Source organism: Actibacterium mucosum KCTC 23349, from assembly GCF_000647975.1.
GTDB lineage: Bacteria > Pseudomonadota > Alphaproteobacteria > Rhodobacterales > Rhodobacteraceae > Actibacterium > Actibacterium mucosum.
Genome location: NZ_JFKE01000005.1, coordinates 331711 through 350910, shown reverse-complemented (window position 1 = coordinate 350910; position 19200 = coordinate 331711). Strand labels below are relative to the sequence as shown.

Here is a 19200-nt window from a genome sequence, read left to right as displayed (position 1 = left end):
GCCCCGGCTTGCCCGCCATCTGCCCTCCGTCTTCATCCCGGCCTTTGGGCCGATAAAGGAATGAAGATGACTGAAATTGTGGAACTTCTGGTCTGTACGACCTGCCGGCGCGGTCAGCCAACCGATGCCGAGGGGCCGCGCCCCGGCGCGGTGATGCTGGACCGGTTGAGCGCGGCGAACCTGCCCGACAACGTTGAACTGAAGGGGGTTGAATGCCTGTCGAACTGTGACAGCGGCTGTTCGGTGGTGCTGCGTGGCGGGCCGAAACGGTGGACCTATGTCTATGGCAACCTGACCGAAGAGACCGGCCCCGACATCGTGGCCGAGGGCGCGGCGCGCTATGCCGCGACAGCTGACGGGCTGGTGCCGTGGCGCGAACGCCCCGAACATTTCCGCAAGAACTGCATCGCCCGCATTCCCCCGCTGGAGGCTACCGAATGACCGATCTGTCAAAAACCCCTGTCACCGTGATCACCGGCTTTCTTGGATCGGGCAAGACCACGCTGGTGCGCCACCTGATGCAGAACCCGCAAGGCAAGCGGCTGGCGATTGTGGTGAACGAGTTCGGCGATGTCGGGGTGGATGGCGAGATTTTGAAATCCTGCGCGATCCCCGATTGCCCGGCCGAGAACATCCTGGAACTGGCCAATGGGTGTATCTGCTGCACCGTGGCCGATGATTTCATCCCGACGATCGAGGCCTTGATGGCGCTGGATCCCAAGCCCGAGCATATCCTGATCGAGACCTCGGGGCTGGCCCTGCCGAAACCGTTGCTCAAGGCGTTTGACTGGCCCGATATCCGCTCGCGCATCACGGTGGACGGGGTGATCGCCCTGGCCGATGCCGAGGCCGTGGCCGCCGGGCGGTTCGCCCCCGATGTCGCCGCCGTGGATGCGCAGCGCGAGGCCGACGACAGCCTGGACCACGAAACGCCACTGTCCGAGGTGTTCGAGGATCAGATCGCCTGTGCCGATATCATCTTGCTGACCAAGCCCGATCTGGCCGGGGCCGACGGGGTGGCGAAAGCCAAGGCGATGATTGCCGATCACGCCCCGCGGGCCTTGCCGATGGTCGAAGTGGCCGAAGGCGCGGTAGACCCCCGCGTGATCCTGGGGTTGGAGGCCGCCGCCGAGGATGACATCGACGCCCGCCCCTCGCATCACGAGGCGCATCATCATCACCATCACGACCACGACCACGACCATCATCACCACCATGACCATGATCACGACGATTTCGACTCCATCGTTGTCAACATCCCCGAACTCACCGACCCCGCGCAGCTGGTTACCGCCATCGAAGCGATGGCCAACGACCTGAACATCCTGCGGGTCAAAGGCTATGCCGCTGTGGCCGGAAAGCCGATGCGCCTGCTGGTTCAGGCGGTTGGTGCGCGGGTGCGCCATCAGTTTGACCGGCCCTGGAAGCCCGACGAGGCGCGGCAGGGCCGACTGGTGGTGATTGGTCAGCATGACGACATCGTAACCGCCAAAATCCACGCCGCCCTTGGCGTTGTGGCCGAGGCGGCCGAGTAACCGCCGATGCATGTCATCTTTCGCGAAAGCCACGGGCTGGACGAGGCCGACACACCGCAGGATCTGGGGCAAAGCCCCGCCGATCTGGTGGTGTTGTCGTTTTCCGACAGCGATCTGGGCGCTTTCGCGGCAGGGTGGCAACGGGCACGCGAAGGCGGTTTTGACGCAACGCTGCGGCTGGCCAATCTGGCGGCGCTGAAACACCCACTGTCGGTTGACACCTATGTGGAACAGACGCTTACGGGTGCCAAAGGCATCCTGATCCGGCTGATCGGCGGGGTGCCGTATTGGCAATACGGGCTGCAACAGGTGCAGGCGCTGTGCCAGGAGCGCGGCATTGCGCTGGCGGTGCTGCCGGCCGATGGGCGGCCCGATCCTCAGTTGGACGCGGCCTCGACCCTGCCGGTCAGCACGCTGCACCGCTTGACGCATCTGTGTGACGAAGGCGGCGCGATTGCGGCGCAGGCGGCCCTGGCGCAGTTGGCACTGTCGGCGGGGCTTTATGCCGGGCCGGTAAAAGGCGCCAAGGTTCTGCCGATGGTTGGCGCCTGGACGCCCGAAGACGGCGTGCGCTGTCCGGCTCTGGCCTGGGGGGACAAGCCGCGCATACTGGTCACCTTTTACCGCGCCTATCTGGCCGCGGCTGACATGGCCCCGGTGACCGCGCTGTTCGCGGCATTCCGGGCGCAAGGTTACGACGTATTGGCGCTTTTCGCGCCGTCGCTGAAGGCGCCACTGGCCGCGGGCTGGCTGGAACGGCAGGTTGCCCACCACGCGCCCGCTGCCATCGTGAATATCACGTCGTTTTCCGGCAAAGGCAGCAACGGGCGTTCCCCCCTGGATGTCGCCGACGTGCCTGTGTTTCAGGTGGCGCTCAGCACGTCCAGTCGCAAAGCCTGGGCCGAGGCTGAGCGTGGATTGTCGCCCGCCGATCTGGCCATGCATGTGGTCCTGCCCGAGGTGGATGGCCGCCTGACCGGCGGCGTGGCCAGCTTTAAGGAACCCGGCCCCCGCGACGACGCGCTGCAATTTGCCCGCATGGCACACCAGCCGGATGCCGACCGGATCGCCGCCATCGCGAACCGGGTTCACGGCTGGGTGGGATTGCAGCGTGCCAACACAGATAAACGCCTTGCGATTGTCCTGTCGACCTATCCGGGCAAGAGCTGGCAGATGGCGCATGCGGTGGGCTTGGACCCCCTCGCATCGACCGAAGCGCTGTTGGGGGATCTGGCCGAAGAGGGTTATGCCATCCCCCCCGGCCCGGCGCTGCAGGACGCTTTGACCTTGGATCGCGTCACCTGGCCCTTGACCGCCTATGCAAAGGCCCTCGCGGCCCTGCCGCAACCCTTGCAGGACGATCTGACTGCGGCGTGGGGTGCCCCCGAAACCGACCCGCTGGTCGCTGAAAACGCGTTCCATTTCCCTGCCACGCGGCGCGGTGCGGCCCTTGTGGCGCTGCAACCCGAACGCGGGCAGCGCGACAACCGCGATGACGACTATCACGACCTCGCCCGCACCCCGCGCCACGGCTATGTGGCGTTTTACCTGTGGCTACAAAGCCAGGCCGACGCGCTGATCCATATGGGGGCCCATGGCACGCTGGAATGGCTGCCGGGCAAATCGGTGGCCCTGTCGGATGGCTGCTGGCCCGAGGTGCTGACCGGCGCGCTGCCGGTGATCTATCCGTTCATCGTGAACGATCCCGGCGAGGCCGCGCAGGCCAAACGCCGGATCGGTGCGGTAACGCTGGGCCATCTGCCACCACCGATGCGCGACAGCGCCACGCCCGACCGCATGGCTGGGCTCGAGGCGCTGCTGGACGAGTTCTCCAACGCCGACGGGTTGGATCCCAAACGCCGCGACCGCCTGCAATCCGACATCCGCGCCGAGGCACAAGCGCTGGGGGTCGAGGACGATCTTGGCCTGAACCGCGCCACCTCAACAGCCGAGGCCATCACCCGCATCGACCGCTTCGTCTGCGACATCAAGGAAAGCCAGTTCGGCGACGGGCTGCATATCTTTGGCCGCCACGCCAGCGAGAAGGGCGCGCCAGCGACCGACGAGCGGCACGCCCTGCGCGACGCGCTGGCCGGCAAACGCATCGCGCCCGGCCCCTCCGGGTCACCCTATCGGGGCCGAACCGACGTGCTGCCCACCGGCCGCAACCTCTTCACCACCGACCCGCGCGCGGTGCCCACCCGCGCCGCCTACGCCCAGGGGGTGAAACTGGCCGGGGAACTGGTGCGCCGCCACTTGCAGGACCACGGCGACTATCCGCGCGGGCTGGTGGTCGACCTCTGGGGCTCGGCCACCATGCGCACAGCGGGCGAAGAGTTCGCCATGGCGCTGCACCTGCTGGGCGTACGGCCGATCTGGGACAAAGGCTCGGAACGTGTGTCGGGCATCGAGGTGCTGCCGCTGGCCGAGATGGACCGCCCCCGGATCGACGTGACCCTGCGTGTTTCGGGCCTCTTCCGTGACGTGTTTCCCACCCTTTCGTCCCTGTTCGCCCAGGCCACCCGCGCCTTGGCGGCACGCGACGAGGCACCCGACTGGAACCCCTACGCGGGCCAGGCCCCATCTGCCCGCGTTTTTGGCCCGCAACCGGGACAATACGGGCTGAGCATGGGGCATCTGGCCGAAACCTTTTCCGACGACGCGCGCGCCCGCGCCGGGGCCGCATGGCTGGCCGCCAGCAGCTGGGCACTGGACGGGGCCGAACCCGAACACGCCCCGCAGGCCATTGCCGCGCGCGTCGCACAGGCCGACAGTTTCGTGCACCTGCAGGACCTGCCGGAAACCGACATCCTGCTGGCCGCCGACTACGCCGCGCACGAGGCCGGGTTTGCCGCGGCGCAGGCGGTCTCGGGGGGCAATGCCGCGCTTTATCACCTCGACAATACCGATCCCGCCCAGCCACAGATGCGCGCCCTGCCCGAGGAAATCGCGCGCATTGTCCGGGCCCGCGCCACCAACCCGAACTGGCTGGCCGGTATGCAGCGCCACGGCTTTCGTGGCGCGGCCGAGATCGCGGCAACGCTGGACCATATGGCCGCTTTTGCACAGCTGGCCGCCGCAGTGCCCGCGCATCTGTTTGACCTCTATTACGACGCCACGCTGGGCGACGCCGATGTCACCGCCTTCCTGGCCGAGGCCAATCCCGGCGCGCTGCAGGCCATGCGCGACCAGTTCGCCGCGCTGGATGGAGCGGGCCTGTGGGCGACACGCCGCAACTCGATCCGCGCCGATCTGGAGGCCAGCCTGTGAACCGCCCTGCCGCCAAAGGCTGGTGCCCGGGCGCGTGGCGCCCCATGGCCTCGGGCGATGGTCTGATTGTCCGTGTGCGCCCCCATATCGGACGGCTCAGCGCCGATCAGGTACAGGTGCTTTGCACCGCTGCGCTGACCCATGGCAACGGCATTATCGGCCTGACCAGCCGCGCAAATTTGCAGATCCGGGGCGTGAGCGAACAGGGGCTGGACCAGCTGCTGAGCGAACTTGCCGGTGCTGGCCTTTTGGACGACACGCCCGAAGCTGAAGCCAAACGTAACATCGTGATCACCCCGCTTTGGGTGGCGGGTGACCTGACGCAGCGGCTGCATGATGCGTTGCTGACCGCTTTGCCTCACCTGCCTGACTTGCCCGCAAAAATGGGCGTGGCCGTGGATACCGGACCAGCGCCGTTGTTGAGCGCAATCTCTGCAGATTTCCGGTTTGAACGCAGCGCCAGCGGCACCCTGATCCTGCGGCTCGATGGTCGCGATCTGGGGCGCGAGATAATCGAGCGAGATGCACCGGGCGCGTTGATCGAGGCCGCCACATGGTTCACCGGGACCGGCGGCGCGCAGGCCGGTCGCATGATCCGCCACAAGGCGCCATTGCCCGATGGCTGGGCCACAACAGCCGCCGCAACCGCCGGGCCGGCGATCCCCCCCGGCGCGGTGCAAAACGGCATTGCTTTCGGCGCGCCCTTTGGCGCGATCGCCGCCAGAGACCTACAAGGCCTGTTGCAAGACACATCCGCAACCGCCCTGCGCGTTACACCATGGCGCGTCTTTATCCTTGAAAACGCCCGGCCCGGCCCGGCGCATGGCTTTCTGACAGAGCCCGGCCCCTTGCTGCGCACCCGCGCCTGCCCCGGTGCGCCGCATTGCGCATCGGCCAGCGTCGAAACCCGCGCTTTGGCGCGCGAACTGGCCGATTTGCCGGATTTGCATGTCTCGGGCTGCGCAAAGGGCTGCGCCCATCCGCGCCCGGCTGCGACAACATTGGTTGGGCGCGACGGCGTCTTTGACCTTGTGAAACATGGCGCTCCGTGGGAGGAACCGGCCCTGCGCGGTTTAACGGCGGCGCAAGTTAGGGAGTTGAGCCTGAGCTGATGGCCTATAGCTATGAAACCGATGGCGCCGCCATCTATAAGCAATCCTTTGCCACCATACGGGCCGAGGCTGCGCTGGACCGGTTCGCGCCGGACGAAGAGCAAGTTGCCGTGCGCATGATCCATGCGGCCGGGATGGTTGGGCTTGAGGAACACGTGCGGTTTTCCCCCGGTTTTGTCACCGCAGCGCGTGCCGCGCTGGAGGGTGGCGCGCCGATCCTGTGCGACGCGCGCATGGTTTCCGAAGGGGTGACGCGCGGCCGGCTGCCCGCAGATAATCAAGTGATCTGTACCCTGCATGCCGATGGTGTGCGCGAACTGGCGGCCGAGATGTCGAACACCCGGTCGGCCGCAGCGCTGGAACTATGGCGGCCGCATCTGGCCGGGGCGGTTGTGGCCATCGGCAATGCTCCGACGGCACTGTTTCACCTGCTGAACATGTTGCAAGACCCCGATTGCCCGCGCCCCGCGGCCATTATCGGCTGCCCTGTTGGCTTTGTTGGCGCGGTCGAATCCAAAGACGCGCTGTGGGCCGATCAGCCGGTGCCGTGCTGCATCGTGCAGGGCCGGCTGGGCGGCAGCGCCATCACCGTGGCCGCCGTCAACGCCATTGCGAGCCGCGCCGAATGAGCGGCGGCACCATATACGGGCTGGGGCTGGGTCCTGGCGATCCCGAGCTGATGAGCGTAAAGGCGCACCGTCTGCTGCGCGAAACGCGGCACGTTGCGTTTTTCCGCAAGGCGGGCCGCAAAGGTCAGGCACGCCAGATTGTTGAAGGATTGCTGCGCGAAGATGTCATCGAAGTGCCGATGGAATACCCAGTGACCACGGAGATCCCGCTTACCGATCCGCGCTACAATCAGACCCTTGCCGCGTTCTATGCCGAATGTGTCGACAAACTGAGGGCGCTGGTGGAAGCGGGCATCGACGTGGTGGTTCTGTGCGAAGGCGACCCGTTCTTTTACGGCTCGTTCATGCATCTGCACGCGCGGTTGGTCGCGGATGTCACGGTTGAGGTTGTGCCCGCCATCACCGGCATGTCCGGGGCGTGGACGGCCACCGGGCAGCCGGTGACCTGGGGCGATGACGTGATGTGCGTGCTGATGGGCACGCTGGACGAAGACACGCTGACCGATCACATGACCCGCGCCGACGCGCTGGTGGTGATGAAGATCGGACGAAACTTCGACAAGGTCTGCCGGGCGCTGAAATCTGCCGACCGGTTCGCTGATGCCTGGCTGGTCGAATACGCGCAGATGCCAAACCAGACCGTGCGCAAACTGGCCGAGGCAGAGGGCGCCGTGACCCCCTATTTCTCGATCATCATCGTGCATGGACAGGGGCGGCGCCCGTGACCGGCTGGGTGCAGATCGCGGGCCTTGGCCCCGGCGACGACGCGTTGATCACGCCCGAGGTGACGGCGGCACTGGCCGAGGCGACCGACGTGATCGGCTATATTCCCTACGTGGCGCGCATTGCGCCGCACGACGGGCTGACCCTGCACGCCACCGATAACCGGGTGGAGCTTGACCGATCACGCCACGCGCTGGAACTGGCCGCGGCAGGGCGGCGGGTGGTTGTGGTGTCGTCGGGTGATCCCGGCGTTTTTGCGATGGCGGCGGCGGTGTTTGAGGCGGTGGAAGCCGGGCCCGAGACCTGGCGCAACCTGGACATCCGCGTGCTGCCCGGCATCACCGCGATGCTGGCCGCCGCCGCGCGGGTTGGCGCGCCATTGGGGCATGATTTCTGTGCCATCAACCTGTCCGATAACCTCAAACCCTGGGCGTTGATCGAGAAACGGCTGCGGCTGGCGGTCGAAGCCGATTTCGCCATGGCGTTTTATAATCCACGCTCCAAATCCCGGCCCGAGGGGTTTGCCCGCACGCTGGACATTCTGAACGACGCCTGCGGCGATGCGCGCCCGGTGATATTCGCACGAGCGGTCAGCACCCCGGACGAGGTTATCCGCACCGTCCCCCTGCCCGAGGCGCGGCCCGAGATGGCGGATATGCGCACCATGGTGATTGTCGGGTCCAGCCAGACGCGGGTGATCGAACGGGACGGCGCGCCGATTGTCTATACGCCGCGATCGGTGCCGGAATGACCCAGCCACGCCATCAAATCCTCAACCGTTGTGACCTCCATCCGATCCGGGACGCAGGGCCGGTTGATCATGATCACCCCGATCCCCAAGGCGCGGGCCGCGTCCAGCTTGGCCTTTGCCGCGGCCCCGCCCGAGTTCTTGGAGACAATCACCTCGATTCGATGCTCGCGCAGCAGGGCCATGTCCCCCTCAACGGTGAACGGGCCGCGGCTGACCTCGGCATGGTGGTCGGGCAGCGTGATCGCGTCGCGGGGCGGGTCGACAAGGCGCAGCAGATAGAAATGTTGTGGTTGCGCGGCGAAATCGGCCAGGTGCATACGCCCAATGGCCAGCATCACGCGCCGCGCCGGCCCGCTCAGCGCCGCAACCGCCCCGGCCATGTCGGGCACGTGGTGCCATTGGTCACCTGCTTGCGCGGCCCAGGGCGCGCGAGTCAGCGCCACCATCGGTACACCGGCCAACCGCGCGGCGTGTATGGCGTTGGCGCTGATCTGCGCGGCAAAGGGATGGGTTGCGTCGACCAGATGCGTGATGGCGTTGGCCTGCAGGTATTTGGCCAACCCTTCGACCCCGCCAAACCCGCCGATCCGTGTCGGCAGGGGCAAGGGGCGCGGGCGGTCCACCCGGCCAGCCAGCGACACCTCGCCCGCCAACCCGGCATCGGCCACCGCTTGGGCCAGTGCGCTGGCCTCGGTTGTGCCGCCCAGGATCAGGAGTTTCGCGCGCATGTCTGAGGGTCCGTGGCTGACAATCATCGGGTTGGGCGAAGATGGCCCGGAAGGGCTGAGCGATGCAAGCCGAACCGCATTAGCGGCCGCAAAGGTGGTGATGGGTCCGCCTCGCCATTTGTCGTTGCTGCCCGAAATCGTGGCTCAACGGGTGGAATGGCCGGTGCCCTTTGCCGATGGCATCGCGCAATTGCTGGAATTTCGCGGACAGGCCACAGTGGTTCTGGCGTCGGGCGATCCGTTCTGGTTCGGCGCGGGTTCGGTATTGGCACGGCATCTGGAACCCGGCGAGTGGGTGGCCCATCCCGGGCGCGCAACCTTCTCGCTGGCGGCGGCGGCGATGGCCTGGCCGCTGGAAAAGACCACCTGCATGGGCCTGCATGCGGCGCCATTGTCGCGGCTGCGCCCGGTTCTGGCAGAAGGACAGCGGGCCATCTTGTTGCTGCGCGACGGCGACGCGGCGGCGCAACTGGCCGAATATCTGAGCAATGAAGGGTTTGGCGCTAGCCAGATGCATGTGCTGGAGGCGCTGGGCGGCCCGCGCGAGCGTCAACGGCAGACAACGGCCAGCACCTTTGCGTTCGACGATATTAGCCATCCGGTCTGCGTTGCCTTGGAATGTGCGGGTGGATTGGCCCTGCCAACCGTGCCGGGCCGGAGCACAGTCTGGTTCGACCATGACGGACAAATCTCGAAACCGCCAATGCGGGCTATGACGCTGGCCGCGCTGGCGCCGAGTGCCGGCGCGCATCTGTGGGATATCGGCGGCGGGTCAGGCGCGGTGGCCATCGAATGGCTGCTTAGCCATCCCACCACCACCGCCACCAGTTTCGAAGCCGACCCAACCCGCGCCGCCCGGATCGAGGGCAATGCGGTGCGGCTTGGCGTGGACCGGCTGCGGGTGCTCACGGGCCGCGCGCCTGCGGTGCTGCAGGACGAAACGCCGCCCGACGCCGTATTCATCGGCGGGGGTTTGTCGGAGGTGCTTTTGGATCATCTTTGGCAAATGCTGCCCGCCGGAACCCGCGTGGTCGCAAATGCGGTGACGCTGGAAAGCGAGGCGTTACTGGCCACGTGGCAGGCGCGCAATGGCGGTGACCTTCTGCGCGTTGAGCTTTCGCGGGCACAGCCCTTGGGCAGCCGTCGCGGCTGGTCGGCGGCCAATCCGATTGTGCAATGGAGTGTGCAGCGATGATCGTGGCGGGATTTGGCATGCGCAACGGAACCAACGCCACCAGTTTGCGCGACGCGCTGCGCGGCGCGGCGGGCGCACATACCGTGCAGGCGCTGGCGACGCTGGAAAGCAAGGCCGCGATGCTGGCCCCGCTGGCTGACGTGCTGAACCTGCCGCTGATCACCCTGTCTCCCGACGCGTTGCAACGGGTTGCCACGCCCACCCAATCCGCCGCGTCGCTCGCGGCCCATGGCTCCGGCAGCGTGGCCGAGGCCGCGGCCCTGATCGCGGCTGGCCCGGGTGCATCCCTTTGGTCGCCGCGCCACGTTTCCGGCGATGGTATGGCCACTTGCGCCATTGCCGTAGGAGGCCTTGCATGATTGTGCATTTCATCGGCGCCGGCCCCGGTGCGCCGGATCTTCTGACGTTGCGCGGGCGCGACCTGATCGCGGCCTGCCCTGTTTGTCTTTACGCGGGCTCGCTGGTGCCAAAAGAGATCCTGACCCATTGCCCCGAAGGCGCGCGCATCGTGAACACGGCGGCGATGGATCTGGACGCCATCATCGCCGAGATCAAGCAGGCGCAGGCGGACGGCCAGGACGTTGCCCGGTTGCATTCCGGCGACCTGTCGGTCTGGTCGGCCATGGGCGAGCAGCTGCGCCGCCTGCGCGCCGAAGGCATCCGCTATACCGTGACACCGGGCGTGCCGGCCTTTGCCGCCGCCGCCGCCGCGCTGGGGGCGGAACTGACGCTGCCCGGCGTGGCGCAATCGGTGGTTCTGACCCGCACGCCGGGCCGGGCCAGCGCGATGCCGTCAGGCGAGAGCCTGCAGAGCTTTGCCGCCACCGGAGCGACACTGGCCATTCACCTGTCGATCCACCAGGTTGACACGGTGGTGGGCGCGCTGACCCCCGCCTATGGCGCTGATTGCCCGGTCGCCGTGGTTTATCGTGCCAGCTGGCCGGATCAGCAGATCGTGCGCGCCACCTTGGGCAGCATCGAAGAAACCCTGCCCGAGGATATCAAGCGCACCGCCTTGATCCTTGTTGGCCCGGCCTTGGCGGCCGAGGGGTTTGCCGAAAGCTGTCTTTACTCCGCCGATTACGACCGGCGCTATCGCCCGCAAACCGCTGACAGCCCCTGGGCCAGCTGGAGTGAACATGATGACTGACATCCGCGGCCTGATGATCTCGGCCCCGTCTTCGGGCACCGGCAAAACCACGGTGATGCTGGGCCTTCTGCGCGCGTTGCGCGACGACGGGCTGGCGGTGCAGCCGTTCAAATCGGGGCCTGACTATATCGATCCAGCTTTTCACCGGGCGGCCAGCGGGCGGGCCTCGTTCAATCTGGACACATGGTCGATGGACGACGCGCTGCTGAGCGAGATTTCGCGGCAGGCGGACGGCGCCGATATCGTGATCGCCGAGGGGTCGATGGGCCTGTTTGACGGCGTCGCCACGCGCGGGCGCGCCGGGTTCGGCAGCAGCGCCGAGACCGCGGCGTGGCTGGGATTGCCGGTGGTACTGGTGGTTGATGTTGGCGGACAGGCGCAGTCGGCGGCGGCCACGGCGCTGGGGTTCAAGACATTCAACCCGGACCTGCCCTTTGCGGGTGTAATCCTGAACCGGGTGGCCAGCCCCCGCCACGAACGCCTGACACGACTGGGCATGGAACAGGCGGGTATGCGCGTGCTGGGGTCGCTGCCCCGCCGGGGCGATCTGACCCTGCCCGAACGCCATCTGGGCCTGATCCAAGCGGTCGAGCACCCCGATCTTGAGGCCGCGATCGCCGGATATGCCACATTCCTGCGCGAGAATGTCGATCTGGAGGCGATCAAGGCCGCGGCCGATGGCTCTGCCGCGCGGCTGACCGCAGGCGCGTTGCCTAAGCCCCCGGCGCAGCGCATCGCGCTGGCTCAAGATGCGGCATTTTCCTTCACCTATCCGCATCTGCTGGCCGGGTGGCGGGCGGCCGGGGCCGAAATCCTGCCATTTTCACCTTTGGCCAACGAGGCCCCGCCCGAGGCTGACCTTGTCTGGCTTCCGGGTGGTTATCCCGAATTGCACGCAGGCAGGCTGGCCGCAGCCGAGACCTTCCTGACCGGCCTACGGAAGCACGCAAAAACCAAACCGGTGCATGGCGAATGCGGGGGCTATATGGCGCTGGGCGCGGCGCTGATCGACAAAGAAGGCACGCGGCACGAAATGGCCGGTTTGCTGGGCCTTGTGACCAGTTATGAGAAGCGTAAATTCCATCTTGGATACCGTCGCGCGGTGTTGCGCGATGCGATGCCTGGCCATGGCTCTGGCGCTGCGTTGCGCGGGCACGAATTCCATTACTCCACCATTCTTGATCAACCAGACCAACCTTTGGCAGATGTGGCTGATGCTGACGGCAATCCGGTGCCCGAGACCGGCTCGCACCGCGGCAATGTCACTGGCACCTTCTTCCACCTGATCACGGCGGAGGGCGCATGACGGGCTTTGTCAGTTTCGTCGGCTCTGGCCCCGGTGACCCCGAGCTGTTGACGCTGAAGGCGGTGGATCGCCTGAAAGCCGCCGATGCGGTGCTGTTTGACGATCTCAGCGCCGGACCGATCCTGGAGCATGCCGGCGCGGGTGCCGATCTGGTGGGGGTTGGCAAACGCGCCGGGCGGCCATCGCCCAAGCAAAGCCACGTGAGCCGCCTTTTGGTGGACTACGCGCAGACCGGGGCGCGGGTGGTTCGCCTAAAATCCGGCGATGGCGGCATGTTCGGCCGGCTGGAGGAAGAGCTTACGGCGCTGCGAGAGGCCGGGATCGGCTACGAGGTCATCCCCGGCGTGCCCTCGGCCTGCGCGGCGGCAGCGGCGGCGGGCATCCCACTGACACGTCGCTTAACGGCGCGGCGGGTGCAGTTTGTCACCGGCCACGGTGTGGATGGAGAACTGCCCGCTGACCTGAACCTTGCCGCGCTGGCCGACCCGCTGGCGACCACGGTGGTGTTCATGGGCAAACGAACTTTCCCCAAACTGGCCGCGGCATTGATTGGTGCGGGCCTGCCAAAGGACACGCCCGCCTTGCTGGCCGAAGAGATCAGCAAACCGGAACAGCGCCTGACCCGCAGCACAATCACTGAACTGGCCGCGGCCCTTGCGACCGGCCCCGGCACCTCGGCCGCGCTGATCCTATATGGACCCTTGGCCGACGACGGTCCGGAGGGCTGAGAGATGTTTACGCTGTCGCTGATCGGCATTGGCTCTGGCAACCCGGACCACGTCACGGTGCAAGGGATCAAGGCGCTGAACGCTGCGGATTTGGTCCTGATCCCATTGAAAGGGGCAGAGAAAACCGAACTGGCCGCGCTCCGCCATCAGATCTGTGACGTGCATTTGAGCAACCCCAAGACCAAGATTGCCGCGTTCGACCTGCCCGTTCGAGACACGGCGAACCTAAGTTACCACCATGGGGTGAATGACTGGCATGACGCCATCGCTGAAGTTTGGGCCAAGAACATTGCCGCGCATCCCGACGCTCAGAATGTGGCAATGCTGATCTGGGGCGATCCCTCGCTGTATGACAGCGCGTTGCGGATCGCCGCTCGGCTGAACCCTGCCCCCAATGTGCAGGTAGTCCCCGGTATCACAGCCATACAGGCTTTGACTGCTGCCCATGCAATCCCCTTTAACGATATTGGCGCACCCGTTGTTGTAACTACGGGCCGGCAGTTGCGCGATCATGGCTTTCCAACAGATGCCGACAGCGCCGTGATCATGCTGGACGGGCAATGCAGCTTTGACACCTTGCCCGGCGAGGCATTCGACATCTGGTGGGGTGCTTATGTTGGGATGGACCAACAGGTGCTGCGGGCGGGCCGCTTACAGGATGTTGCGGATGACATCAAAGCCGCCCGCACTGAAGCCCGACAACGTTACGGCTGGGTGATGGACGTCTACCTGCTGCGCCGCCGCTGAACATGTCTATCCCTGATTTGACGATTATCAAGCAACAAACCGCCGCATTATCGCGAAAATAGATCGCCTCTACATCGACCACGAACACGAAATTCGAGGTCGAAATGCTCAACACGCTACTGATCTACACTGCCATCCTTCCCCTGGTTTTAGGGGTTTTTGTCGCTATCTCCGCCCGCGCGCCGCAACCACTGATCCAAGTTGTCGTGGCAGGTGTCGCGCTTTTAATCGTCTATTACGGGCTTGAAGGGCTGCCACCCTTTCCTCCCGTTGCCTCCAAACACAAGCTTTTCTACGGCCTTCTGGCCATTGGCGCGGTCTCGTTGATCCCGCGGGTCGGTGTCGCGGCCGCCATTGCTGTTGCAGCGGCTACCGTAATATGGATTGGCCAACGACGCCTTTCCGGTGGAGCCATTCCTCCAGGGTTCGTTGCACTGGTCCTGCCATTGGCTGCCACATGGTTTGCCGCACGTCCCACGGCCACCGACACGGGGTTCATTTGGCCCGTGCCCATTCTTGTCTGGGCAATTGCAGGCAGCATCATTTCAGTTGACGGTGGCTATATCGGCAGCGGGCAGGTCTTGGGTGCCTTGGCGGCCCTGACCGGCGGCGCATTGCTGGCCACCTATGGCGGCCTTCTGGCCAAACTGGCCAACCGTCCGGGGCTATCAGAAACCGCAACGGCCCTTTTTATCGCAGCTGGTGTCGCCATGCTGGCAGGGACCGCGTTCTTTGCCCCCAAGCTGAGCGTTCCGGCCATCTTCCTGCAACACCTTGTGCTGGTAGTGCCTTTTTTTGCCCCGCGCATTCCCGTGACGCATCCGCTGTTGCGGCCTGTTGCAATCGGCGTGGTGTCGGCCATCGCCGCCGCACCCGCTGTCCTTGTCGCCCTGTTCTCATGACCCCAACCCTGAAGGAGAAAACCATGACCATTCTGAAATCCACCATCGCCGCGCTTGCGCTTTCGGCTGTGACCATGCCAGCCATGGCGGCCGACGAATACAAGCTGCACGAAAACCACACCTGGGTGCAGTTCGCCGTGAACCACGCCGGTTGGGCCAATGCCCGCGGCATCTTCCGTGGCGTCAGCGGCGACATCGTGTTTGACAAAGACGACGTCACCAAAAGCTCGGTCAAGGTGACCATCGCCGCCGAAACCGTCGACACCAACGATCAAGGTCGTGACGATCACGTGCGCAGCCCCGACTTTCTGAATGCGCTGGAATTCCCCGAAATCACCTTTGAAAGCACCCGGATCGAGCAGACAGGTGACAAAACCGCGGTGATCTACGGTGACATGACCATGGTCGGCGTCACCCGTGAAATTGCGCTGGACACCACATGGAATGCCGAGTTCCCGCTGCCTTGGGATGCCAACACTGTCAAAACCGGCTTCACCGCAACCGGCAGCATCGACGGCACCATCTTCGGCATGAACAAACTGACCGAATTTGGCCTGGGCCCGGTTGTTGAAGTGTTCATCGACGCCGAAGCTATCAAGCAATAACGCGTTGGGCAGGGCCGACTACGGCCCTGCCCCCGCCTTTCGGGGTGACAGCCCAACCGCCGCGCCGTAGTCTGACCTCTCTGACAGACAAACGGAGCACCCATGTCCCTCAGCCAGGTTCTTGCCGCCATCGATACCCTGAATGCCGCCGACCCCGATCTTGAGGACGGCCGCCCGAAGGAACTGATTTATGGCGAACGGATGAGCGCCGAGGCACAGCGCCTTTTCCCCAGTGCCTCGGACCTGCTGCAGATCGCCGCGCGCGGTCAGCACGTGGAACGCTGGGTATTGAAACGCGCCGACTACCCCGAGGGACGTACCGGATACCTGACATGGCGCCGCGATCTGGGGCGGCATCACGCCGATACGGTGACGGGACTGATGGCAGATGCGGGATATGGCGCAGAGGAGCGCGACAAGGTTGGCGCGATGTTGCGCAAAGAGGGGCTGAAACGCGATCCTGACGTGCAGGCATTGGAGGACGTGATCTGTTTCGTCTTCTTGAAATGGTATTTTGCCCCCTTTGCCGCCAAACATCCGGCCGAAAAGGTGCAGTCGATTGTCGAGAAAACGGCCCGCAAGATGTCGCCCGCAGCACGTGCGCGCGTGCTGGACGAATTCGAACTGCCCGCCGATCTTGCCGCAGCTTTTGCGGCCTGATGCTTATTTCTTCGCGGCTTCCAGCGCTTCGAGGCGCGCGCGCAGTTCGGCGTTTTCTTCGCGGGCTTTCTGAGCCATCAGGCGGACGGCGTCGAACTCTTCGCGCGTGACAAAGTCACGATCGGCCAACCAACGGTCGATCATGCCTTTCATGGCATTTTCGGCCTCGTCCTTGGCCCCCTGCGCAACGCCCATTGCATTGGTCATCAACTGAGACATGTCGTCAAAAAACTTGTTGCGGGTCTGCATTGCGGTCTCCGGCGTTACATTCGCCCTCTATATGGTCGCAGGCGGCCCAAAGCTCAAGGTTGACTTGGTCGCAGGTTAAACGGCAAGAGAGTCCCTGATGCAGGCTGTCCTTAATTTCCCCGCGCTCGACCCTGAGCTATTCTCCTTCGCGATAGGCGGATTCGAATTTGCCCTACGCTGGTACGCGCTTGCCTATATGGCAGGTCTGTTGCTGGGCTGGTGGCTGGTGGTGCGGCTGGTCAAGCGCGCCGATTTATGGCCCGGCGAAACGGCCCCGATGACCGCCGAACAGGTGGGCGATTTGCTAACCTGGGTGATCCTGGGCGTGGTGTTGGGCGGGCGACTGGGCTTTGTGATTTTCTACAAACCCATGGACTACCTGGCCAACCCCATCGACATCGTCAAGATCTGGGAAGGCGGCATGGCCTTTCATGGCGGGCTAATCGGCGTTGTTGTGGCGCTGATCCTGTATTGCCGCAGCCAGAGCATTCCCCTGATGCAGGCCGCCGACGCGCTGGCGCTGGCCACGCCGCCGGGGTTGTTTTTTGGCCGGATTGCCAATTTCATCAATGCCGAGCTGTGGGGCCGCCCGTCCGACGTGCCCTGGGCCATGGTGTTCCCCGGCGAGCTTGCGGCGCTTTGCCCGCCTGGTTGGGAAGGCCCCTGCGCGCGCCACCCCTCGCAGCTGTACGAGGCGGCGCTTGAGGGGCTGATCCTGGGGCTGATCCTGCTTTATCTCGTCTATCGTCGCGGCTGGCTGAAGGTGCCGGGCCTGACGGCGGGGCTGTTCTTTGCCGGCTATGGCGTGGGGCGGTTCATCGTCGAGTTCTTTCGGCAGGCCGATTTCCAATTCATTACGCCCGAAAACCCGATTGGGTTCGCCATCCATTGGAACGGTATTGGCGTCACCATGGGGCAGCTTCTGTCGTTGCCGATGGTCGCCTTTGGCGCGGCGCTGATCCTGATCGCGCTGCGGCAGAAAAAGCGCGCGGCGTGACGGCACTGGCCGATATCCTTTTACGGCGGATTGCGACCTCGGGTCCGATGACCTTGGGCGATTACATGTCCGAATGTCTGCTGCATCCCGAGCATGGCTATTACACCCGGTCCGAACCCTTTGGTACGGCGGGTGACTTTATCACCGCGCCCGAGGTCAGCCAGATGTTTGGCGAGATGCTGGGCCTGGCGCTGGCACAGGCCTGGATGGACCAGGGGCAACCCGCGCGATTTGTGCTGGCCGAGCCGGGACCGGGGCGCGGCACGCTGATGGCCGACATCCTGCGCGCCACACGCGCTGTACCGGGTTTTCACGCCGCGTTGTCGGTGCATCTGATCGAGGCGTCGTCCCGCCTGCGCGACTTTCAGCGCGACAAGTTGAAAGACGCCCAGGTCACCTGGCACGACCATCTGTCGGAACTGCCCGACAATCAGCCGCTATACCTCGTTGCCAACGAGTTCTTTGATGCGCTCCCCATTCGCCAGTTCCAGCGTGCAGATCAGGGCTGGCATGAAGTCGTGGTTGCCGCACCCAATGGTGCCCTGACGCTGGCCCTCTCGGCCGCAGCGCCTATCGCCGCGCTGGACAGCCGGCTGTCAGACTCCGAACCCGGTGACATTGTTGAAACCTGTCCTTCAGCCGCACCAGCGATCGCGGGAATCGCCAGTCAAATCGCCACACACGGGGGCGCCGCTTTGATATTGGATTACGGTGGCTGGCGCTCGAAAGGGGATACGTTTCAGGCGCTGCGCAACCACGAACCCCTGGACCCGCTATCACATTGTGGCGAGGCTGACCTGACCGCCCACGTGGATTTCGAGGCATTGGCACAGGCCGCGACCCCGGTTTTGTCAGCGGATTACACGGAACAGGGCGCGTTTCTTGAACGTCTAGGCATCACACATCGCGCACAAACCCTGGCGCAACGTCTCAGCGGCGACGCGCTGGAACAGCACATTGCAGCGCATCGGCGCTTGACCCACCCGCAGGAAATGGGAACGCTCTTCAAAGTGCTGGGACTGCGCCCACACGACGCACCTCAATTGCCGGGTTTTGCCGCATGACGCTGGAAATTCTGACTGCTGACCTTTTGGGCTCTGTCCGCCACGGGTTCTTTACCCGCCGTGGCGGCGCATCGTCGGGAATCTTTGCCGGGCTGAATTGCGGGTTGGGCTCGACCGACCTGCGCGAGATTGTACAGATCAACCGCGCCCGGGTCGCCGCCGCGATGGACAGCGAACCGGGCGGGTTGGCCGCGGTGCATCAGGTGCACTCCGCCGATGTCTTGGCCGTCGACGGGCCTACAGAGCTTCCCGCGCGCGCCGATGCGCTGGTTACGGCGACGCAGGGTGTGGTGCTGACAATCCTGACCGCGGACTGCCAACCGGTGCTGTTTGCCGACGCGCAGGCTGGTGTTGTTGGGGCCGCCCATGCCGGGTGGCGCGGAGCGTTGGACGGCGTGTTGGAAGCGACGCTGGATGCGATGGAAAACCTTGGCGCAGACAGGGCAAACACCGTTGCCGTCATCGGCCCATCGATCAGCCAGCGCGCGTATGAGGTGGGGCCGGAACTGTTTGAACGGTTTGCCGATGACGATGCAGGCAACACCCGGTTTTTCGCCAGCGGCAAAGAAGATCGACTGCAGTTCGACTTACCCTCTTACGGGTTGCACCGCTTGCGCGCGGCGGGAATTGGTCAGGCTGAGTGGACGCGGCATTGCACATATTCCGAGCCGGACCGGTTCTTTTCCTATCGCAGGTCCTGCCATCTGGGCGAAGCCGACTATGGCCGTCTGATTTCGGCGATCCGCCTCTGACACGAGCGCCACATTTCCTCCATACCTTGACCGCAAAACGACACATTCCCAGCCATATGCCCGCCGCATTGGCCGTTCATACCTGTTTACGAAGAAT

Annotated in this window: 21 protein-coding genes; 19 read left to right on the top strand and 2 right to left on the bottom strand. The window is 64.9% G+C overall.

Annotated elements, in window-relative coordinates:
- Positions 1-66 precede the first annotated feature (66 nt).
- The 7 genes from ACMU_RS13650 to cobJ are packed head-to-tail and all read left to right on the top strand — an operon-like array spanning position 67 to position 8020.
- Positions 67-441: a DUF1636 family protein gene (locus ACMU_RS13650; RefSeq protein WP_035260680.1), complete on the top strand. Its 375-nt coding sequence runs from the start codon at positions 67-69 to the stop codon at positions 439-441.
- Positions 438-1535 carry a cobalamin biosynthesis protein CobW gene (cobW, locus tag ACMU_RS13645; protein ID WP_035260456.1) on the top strand — a complete coding sequence of 366 codons (1098 nt, stop codon included), beginning with the start codon at positions 438-440 and terminating at the stop codon, positions 1533-1535. The genes ACMU_RS13650 and cobW overlap by 4 nt, the downstream gene beginning before the upstream one ends.
- Positions 1536-1541: 6 nt before the next feature.
- Complete coding sequence (gene cobN, locus ACMU_RS13640) at positions 1542-4805, top strand: cobaltochelatase subunit CobN (protein WP_035260453.1); 3264 nt, start codon at positions 1542-1544, stop codon at positions 4803-4805.
- Complete coding sequence (locus ACMU_RS13635) at positions 4802-5917, top strand: hypothetical protein (RefSeq protein WP_035260450.1); 1116 nt, start codon at positions 4802-4804, stop codon at positions 5915-5917. The genes cobN and ACMU_RS13635 overlap by 4 nt, the downstream gene beginning before the upstream one ends.
- Entirely contained in the window at positions 5917-6546 is a 630-nt protein-coding gene (locus ACMU_RS13630) for a precorrin-8X methylmutase (RefSeq protein WP_035260447.1), read from the top strand. The genes ACMU_RS13635 and ACMU_RS13630 overlap by 1 nt, the downstream gene beginning before the upstream one ends.
- Positions 6543-7271: a precorrin-2 C(20)-methyltransferase gene (locus ACMU_RS13625; RefSeq protein WP_035260445.1), complete on the top strand. Its 729-nt coding sequence runs from the start codon at positions 6543-6545 to the stop codon at positions 7269-7271. Before ACMU_RS13630 ends, ACMU_RS13625 begins: the two co-directional genes overlap by 4 nt.
- The gene (cobJ, locus tag ACMU_RS13620; protein ID WP_035260443.1) at positions 7268-8020 is read left to right on the top strand and encodes a precorrin-3B C(17)-methyltransferase; all 753 of its coding nucleotides are present in this window, start codon (positions 7268-7270) and stop codon (positions 8018-8020) included. The genes ACMU_RS13625 and cobJ overlap by 4 nt, the downstream gene beginning before the upstream one ends.
- Here the strand turns inward: cobJ and ACMU_RS13615 are convergent.
- Positions 7993-8748, bottom strand: coding sequence for a cobalt-precorrin-6A reductase (locus ACMU_RS13615; RefSeq protein ID WP_035260441.1), 756 nt, complete (start codon positions 8746-8748; stop codon positions 7993-7995). The genes cobJ and ACMU_RS13615 overlap by 28 nt on opposite strands.
- On the opposite strand from ACMU_RS13615, the gene ACMU_RS13610 reads away from it, so the two are divergent.
- The 9 genes from ACMU_RS13610 (at position 8747) to ACMU_RS13570 (ending at position 16041) form a co-directional block, all read left to right on the top strand.
- On the top strand, positions 8747-9943 hold the full coding sequence (locus ACMU_RS13610; protein WP_035260438.1) for a bifunctional cobalt-precorrin-7 (C(5))-methyltransferase/cobalt-precorrin-6B (C(15))-methyltransferase: 1197 nt from the start codon (positions 8747-8749) through the stop codon (positions 9941-9943). The genes ACMU_RS13615 and ACMU_RS13610 overlap by 2 nt on opposite strands.
- Positions 9925-10302, top strand: a complete 378-nt coding sequence (locus ACMU_RS13605) for a cobalamin biosynthesis protein (RefSeq protein WP_328286661.1) — start codon at positions 9925-9927, stop codon at positions 10300-10302. The genes ACMU_RS13610 and ACMU_RS13605 overlap by 19 nt, the downstream gene beginning before the upstream one ends.
- The gene (cobM, locus tag ACMU_RS13600; protein ID WP_035260435.1) at positions 10299-11093 is read left to right on the top strand and encodes a precorrin-4 C(11)-methyltransferase; all 795 of its coding nucleotides are present in this window, start codon (positions 10299-10301) and stop codon (positions 11091-11093) included. Before ACMU_RS13605 ends, cobM begins: the two co-directional genes overlap by 4 nt.
- Positions 11086-12399: a cobyrinate a,c-diamide synthase gene (locus ACMU_RS13595; RefSeq protein WP_035260678.1), complete on the top strand. Its 1314-nt coding sequence runs from the start codon at positions 11086-11088 to the stop codon at positions 12397-12399. The genes cobM and ACMU_RS13595 overlap by 8 nt, the downstream gene beginning before the upstream one ends.
- A complete protein-coding gene (gene cobA, locus ACMU_RS13590; protein ID WP_035260434.1) occupies positions 12396-13127 on the top strand; it encodes a uroporphyrinogen-III C-methyltransferase in 732 nt (243 codons plus the stop codon). Before ACMU_RS13595 ends, cobA begins: the two co-directional genes overlap by 4 nt.
- Before the next feature lie 3 nt (positions 13128-13130).
- Positions 13131-13874, top strand: coding sequence for a precorrin-6A synthase (deacetylating) (gene cobF, locus ACMU_RS13585; RefSeq protein ID WP_035260433.1), 744 nt, complete (start codon positions 13131-13133; stop codon positions 13872-13874).
- Between the two features lie 104 nt (positions 13875-13978).
- On the top strand, positions 13979-14776 hold the full coding sequence (locus ACMU_RS13580; protein ID WP_035260431.1) for a hypothetical protein: 798 nt from the start codon (positions 13979-13981) through the stop codon (positions 14774-14776).
- Positions 14777-14799: 23 nt separating this feature from the next.
- Positions 14800-15381 (top strand): YceI family protein, encoded by a 582-nt coding sequence (locus ACMU_RS13575; RefSeq protein ID WP_035260677.1) that lies wholly within the window; start codon positions 14800-14802, stop codon positions 15379-15381.
- Positions 15382-15483: 102 nt separating this feature from the next.
- On the top strand, positions 15484-16041 hold the full coding sequence (locus tag ACMU_RS13570) for a DUF4202 domain-containing protein (RefSeq protein ID WP_035260430.1): 558 nt from the start codon (positions 15484-15486) through the stop codon (positions 16039-16041).
- Positions 16042-16044: 3 nt separating this feature from the next.
- Here the strand turns inward: ACMU_RS13570 and ACMU_RS13565 are convergent, their stop codons facing one another.
- Positions 16045-16290, bottom strand: a complete 246-nt coding sequence (locus ACMU_RS13565; RefSeq protein ID WP_035260428.1) for an accessory factor UbiK family protein — start codon at positions 16288-16290, stop codon at positions 16045-16047.
- A gap of 97 nt (positions 16291-16387) precedes the next feature.
- Here ACMU_RS13565 and lgt point away from each other — a divergent pair, with 97 nt between their 5' ends.
- Genes lgt through pgeF form a run of 3 tightly spaced genes read left to right on the top strand, consistent with a single transcriptional unit; the run spans position 16388 to position 19103 of the window.
- Positions 16388-17287, top strand: coding sequence for a prolipoprotein diacylglyceryl transferase (gene lgt / locus ACMU_RS13560; RefSeq protein WP_081805529.1), 900 nt, complete (start codon positions 16388-16390; stop codon positions 17285-17287).
- Positions 17284-18351 carry a class I SAM-dependent methyltransferase gene (locus tag ACMU_RS13555; RefSeq protein WP_035260424.1) on the top strand — a complete coding sequence of 356 codons (1068 nt, stop codon included), beginning with the start codon at positions 17284-17286 and terminating at the stop codon, positions 18349-18351. The genes lgt and ACMU_RS13555 overlap by 4 nt, the downstream gene beginning before the upstream one ends.
- The gene (gene pgeF / locus ACMU_RS13550) at positions 18348-19103 is read left to right on the top strand and encodes a peptidoglycan editing factor PgeF (RefSeq protein WP_035260422.1); all 756 of its coding nucleotides are present in this window, start codon (positions 18348-18350) and stop codon (positions 19101-19103) included. The genes ACMU_RS13555 and pgeF overlap by 4 nt, the downstream gene beginning before the upstream one ends.
- Positions 19104-19200: the final 97 nt, after the last annotated feature.

Excerpts from the sequence above, each read along its gene's own strand:
- ACMU_RS13650 (WP_035260680.1), top strand. The coding sequence starts at position 67 with ATGACTGAAATTGTGGAACTTCTGGTCTGTACGACCTGCCGGCGCGGT.
- cobW (WP_035260456.1), top strand. The coding sequence starts at position 438 with ATGACCGATCTGTCAAAAACCCCTGTCACCGTGATCACCGGCTTTCTT.
- cobN (WP_035260453.1), top strand. The coding sequence starts at position 1,542 with ATGCATGTCATCTTTCGCGAAAGCCACGGGCTGGACGAGGCCGACACA.
- ACMU_RS13630 (WP_035260447.1), top strand. The coding sequence starts at position 5,917 with ATGGCCTATAGCTATGAAACCGATGGCGCCGCCATCTATAAGCAATCC.
- ACMU_RS13625 (WP_035260445.1), top strand. The coding sequence starts at position 6,543 with ATGAGCGGCGGCACCATATACGGGCTGGGGCTGGGTCCTGGCGATCCC.
- ACMU_RS13610 (WP_035260438.1), top strand. The coding sequence starts at position 8,747 with ATGTCTGAGGGTCCGTGGCTGACAATCATCGGGTTGGGCGAAGATGGC.
- ACMU_RS13615 (WP_035260441.1), bottom strand. The coding sequence starts at position 8,748 with ATGCGCGCGAAACTCCTGATCCTGGGCGGCACAACCGAGGCCAGCGCA.
- ACMU_RS13605 (WP_328286661.1), top strand. The coding sequence starts at position 9,925 with ATGGAGTGTGCAGCGATGATCGTGGCGGGATTTGGCATGCGCAACGGA.
- cobM (WP_035260435.1), top strand. The coding sequence starts at position 10,299 with ATGATTGTGCATTTCATCGGCGCCGGCCCCGGTGCGCCGGATCTTCTG.
- ACMU_RS13595 (WP_035260678.1), top strand. The coding sequence starts at position 11,086 with ATGACTGACATCCGCGGCCTGATGATCTCGGCCCCGTCTTCGGGCACC.
- cobA (WP_035260434.1), top strand. The coding sequence starts at position 12,396 with ATGACGGGCTTTGTCAGTTTCGTCGGCTCTGGCCCCGGTGACCCCGAG.
- cobF (WP_035260433.1), top strand. The coding sequence starts at position 13,131 with ATGTTTACGCTGTCGCTGATCGGCATTGGCTCTGGCAACCCGGACCAC.
- ACMU_RS13580 (WP_035260431.1), top strand. The coding sequence starts at position 13,979 with ATGCTCAACACGCTACTGATCTACACTGCCATCCTTCCCCTGGTTTTA.
- ACMU_RS13575 (WP_035260677.1), top strand. The coding sequence starts at position 14,800 with ATGACCATTCTGAAATCCACCATCGCCGCGCTTGCGCTTTCGGCTGTG.
- ACMU_RS13570 (WP_035260430.1), top strand. The coding sequence starts at position 15,484 with ATGTCCCTCAGCCAGGTTCTTGCCGCCATCGATACCCTGAATGCCGCC.
- ACMU_RS13565 (WP_035260428.1), bottom strand. The coding sequence starts at position 16,290 with ATGCAGACCCGCAACAAGTTTTTTGACGACATGTCTCAGTTGATGACC.
- lgt (WP_081805529.1), top strand. The coding sequence starts at position 16,388 with ATGCAGGCTGTCCTTAATTTCCCCGCGCTCGACCCTGAGCTATTCTCC.
- pgeF (WP_035260422.1), top strand. The coding sequence starts at position 18,348 with ATGACGCTGGAAATTCTGACTGCTGACCTTTTGGGCTCTGTCCGCCAC.